The organism is Mesorhizobium sp. M7A.F.Ca.CA.004.06.1.1 (genome assembly GCF_003999135.1).
Lineage (GTDB): Bacteria > Pseudomonadota > Alphaproteobacteria > Rhizobiales > Rhizobiaceae > Mesorhizobium.
Map to the genome: position 1 here is coordinate 1 of NZ_RZPQ01000749.1, position 2,843 is coordinate 2,843.

At 63.7% G+C, this 2,843-nt stretch carries 5 protein-coding genes and 1 pseudogene; all 6 read left to right on the plus strand.

Features of this window, described 5'->3' with window-relative positions; all coding sequences use genetic code 11:
* Positions 1 to 166, plus strand: a pseudogene (locus EN906_RS29485) (DUF1465 family protein); the annotation flags it as partial.
* 75 nt (positions 167 to 241) lie between these two features.
* On the plus strand, positions 242 to 751 hold the full coding sequence (ruvC, locus tag EN906_RS29490; protein WP_127375575.1) for a crossover junction endodeoxyribonuclease RuvC: 510 nt from the start codon (positions 242 to 244) through the stop codon (positions 749 to 751).
* Positions 752 to 807: 56 nt separating this feature from the next.
* A complete protein-coding gene (locus tag EN906_RS29495) occupies positions 808 to 1,077 on the plus strand; it encodes an AbrB/MazE/SpoVT family DNA-binding domain-containing protein (protein ID WP_127268490.1) in 270 nt (89 codons plus the stop codon).
* Positions 1,055 to 1,474 carry a type II toxin-antitoxin system VapC family toxin gene (locus tag EN906_RS29500; RefSeq protein ID WP_127268491.1) on the plus strand — a complete coding sequence of 140 codons (420 nt, stop codon included), beginning with the start codon at positions 1,055 to 1,057 and terminating at the stop codon, positions 1,472 to 1,474. Before EN906_RS29495 ends, EN906_RS29500 begins: the two co-directional genes overlap by 23 nt.
* A 27-nt stretch (positions 1,475 to 1,501) precedes the next feature.
* Complete coding sequence (ruvA, locus tag EN906_RS29505; protein WP_013529140.1) at positions 1,502 to 2,122, plus strand: Holliday junction branch migration protein RuvA; 621 nt, start codon at positions 1,502 to 1,504, stop codon at positions 2,120 to 2,122.
* Positions 2,123 to 2,165: 43 nt separating this feature from the next.
* Positions 2,166 to 2,843: Holliday junction branch migration DNA helicase RuvB (gene ruvB / locus EN906_RS29510; RefSeq protein WP_127375576.1), on the plus strand; the 678-nt coding region annotated here is incomplete at its 3' end.

The following is a 2,843-nucleotide window of genomic DNA, read 5'->3' on the forward strand; positions in this document are numbered from 1 at the left end:
CCTCGATCTCGTCACCCGCTCGCTGCGCCTGCAAGCACTGGTGCGCCGCATGGACGAGGAGATCTATGGCTCGAGCGCCTTGGTCGACATGCAACCGATGGCTCGCCGCCTCAATCCGGTTTCCGACCAGATCAGCCTGCTCAACACGGCTTTCGCTCGGGGTTAGACCTCGGTCCGTCTTCTGTTTCCGGTTTGTTCACATTTCGCTGGCATCGCTGTGGGCCGGAGGTAAACTCGGCAAATGGCGGAAGCGATTCGCATCATCGGTATCGATCCTGGGCTTCGGCGCACCGGCTGGGGCATCGTCGAAAGCCTCGGCAATTCGCTGCGCTTCATTGCTTCCGGCACTGTGAAGCCCGACGACAAGGCGGCGCTGGCAACGCGGCTGTGCCAGCTGCATGACGGGCTCGCCGAAATCCTGCACAGCGCGATGCCGCACGAGGCGGCGGTCGAACAGACCTTCGTCAACAAGGACGCGGTGGCAACGCTGAAGCTCGGCCAGGCGCGTGGCATCGCCATGCTGGTGCCGGCGCGTGCGGGGCTTGTCGTTGCAGAATATGCGCCCAACGCGGTGAAGAAGGCGGTGATCGGCGTCGGCCATGGCGACAAGAAGCAGATCCACATGATGGTGAAGGTGCTGTTGCCGAAAGCCGTCTTCGATACCGAACATGCCGCTGATGCGCTCGCCATCGCCATCTGCCACGCGCATCACCGGCAGAGCGTGGCCTACAGGATGGCGCTGGCCGGCTAGCTATGTTCTTGACTTGTTCACGCTGCAGGGATAAGTAATACCGCAGAGGTATTACCATGCGCGTGACCACCAAGGGGCAAGTCACAATCCCCAAGCCGATAAGGGACCGTCTGGGCATCGCCCCGGGCTCCGAGGTGGAGTTCGTGGCCACCGACGAGGGTGTTCGGCTGGTTGCCGTCAACGAGAACCTCTCCCAGGAAGAGAAATTGCGCAGGTTCAGCGATGTCCTCGACCAGATGGAGGGGACGTTGGATCTGGGAGGCATGACCACCGATCAGTACATGGAGTGGTTGAGGGGGCCGCGTGAAGATCTCGACGTTGATTGACACAAATGTCCTGATCGATGTTTGGGGTCCAGCCGGACCGATGAAAGGATGGTCGGCATCGGCAATCGCCTCCTGCCGCCGCGACGGCGCGTTGGTGGTCAACACGATCGTCTGGTCCGAGTTGGCGCCGCTGATTGCGACGGAAACGGCGCTTCGAAAAGCAGTCGACATGCTTGGGATGGATCGCGAACTTGTATCTTGGGACGCGGCGTTCCTTGCCGGCGTTACGCATTCCCGCTATCGCCGGGCCGGTGGCGTCAGGGAAAGAACCTTGCCCGATTTCTTTATCGGCGCTCACGCGACCGTCGCTGGACATCGTCTTTTGACCCGCGACGCTGCTCGCTACCGCAGCTATTTTCCCGACCTCGACATCATCTCTCCTGAGACGCACCCATGAGAGCCCATCTTCCATGAAAGGTCTGGCATGATCGGCAAGCTCAAGGGCACGCTGGACGAGGTCGACGAGGACCATTGCCTCGTGGACATCCATGGCGTCGGCTACGTCGCCTATTGCTCGGCGCGCACGCTGGCGGCGCTGCCTTCGCCCGGCGAAGCGGTGGTGCTGTTCATCGAGACCTATGTGCGCGAGGACATGCTGCGCCTCTACGGCTTCCAGTCGGTGCTGGAACGCGAGTGGTTCCGGCTGCTGATGAACAATGTTCCGGGCGTCGGCGCCAAGGTGGCGCTGGCCATCCTGTCGACGCTGGCGCCGGCGGATCTCGCCAACGCCATTGCGCTGCGCGATATCGCCATGGTTTCGCGCGCGCCCGGCGTCGGCAAGAAAGTGGCCGAGCGCATCGTCACCGAGTTGAAGAACAAGGCGCCGGCCTACGCCGGAACCGCCTCGGGCACCATCGGCCTGAAACAGGAACTCGGTGACGGCGTGGCATCCGCGCCCATCACCGACGCGGTCTCGGCGCTGGTCAATCTCGGCTATTCGCGCGACACCGCCGCCAATGCTGTGGCGGCGGCGCTGAAGACGGCGGGCGAGGATGCCGATGCGCCGAAGCTGATCCGCTTCGGGCTGAAGGAACTGGCGCGGTGAACCGTCGCTTGTTCAGTTCCTTGCCGTGTGCAAGGAAGGCGTCATGAGCCTGTCGCCCCGCCTGATTGCGCCGGAAAAACGCGGCGAGGATGCCGAGCAGACCTTGCGGCCGCAGACGCTCGACGATTTCGTCGGCCAGGCGGCGGTGCGGGCCAATCTCAAAGTGTTCATCGAGGCCGCCAAGGGCCGCAACGAGGCACTCGATCATGTGCTGTTCGTCGGGCCGCCCGGTCTCGGCAAGACGACGCTGGCGCAGATCATGGCGCGCGAACTCGGCGTCAATTTCCGCTCGACCTCGGGTCCCGTCATCGCCAAGGCCGGTGATCTTGCCGCGCTGCTGACCAATCTCGAGGAAGGCGACGTGCTGTTCATCGACGAGATCCATCGGCTGAGCCCGGCGGTGGAGGAGATCCTTTATCCGGCGATGGAGGATTTCCAGCTCGACCTGATCATCGGCGAAGGACCGGCGGCGCGTTCGGTCAAGATCGACCTTGCCCGCTTCACGCTCGTCGCCGCCACCACGCGGCTCGGCCTGCTCACCAATCCGCTGCGCGACCGTTTCGGCATTCCGGTACGGCTCAATTTCTACACGGTCCAAGAGCTGGAGCAGATCGTGCGGCGCGGCGCCCGCATCCTGCAAATGCCGCTTGGCGACGACGGTGCGCTGGAGATCGCGCGGCGTGCGCGCGGCACGCCACGCATCGCCGGCCGGCTCTTACGC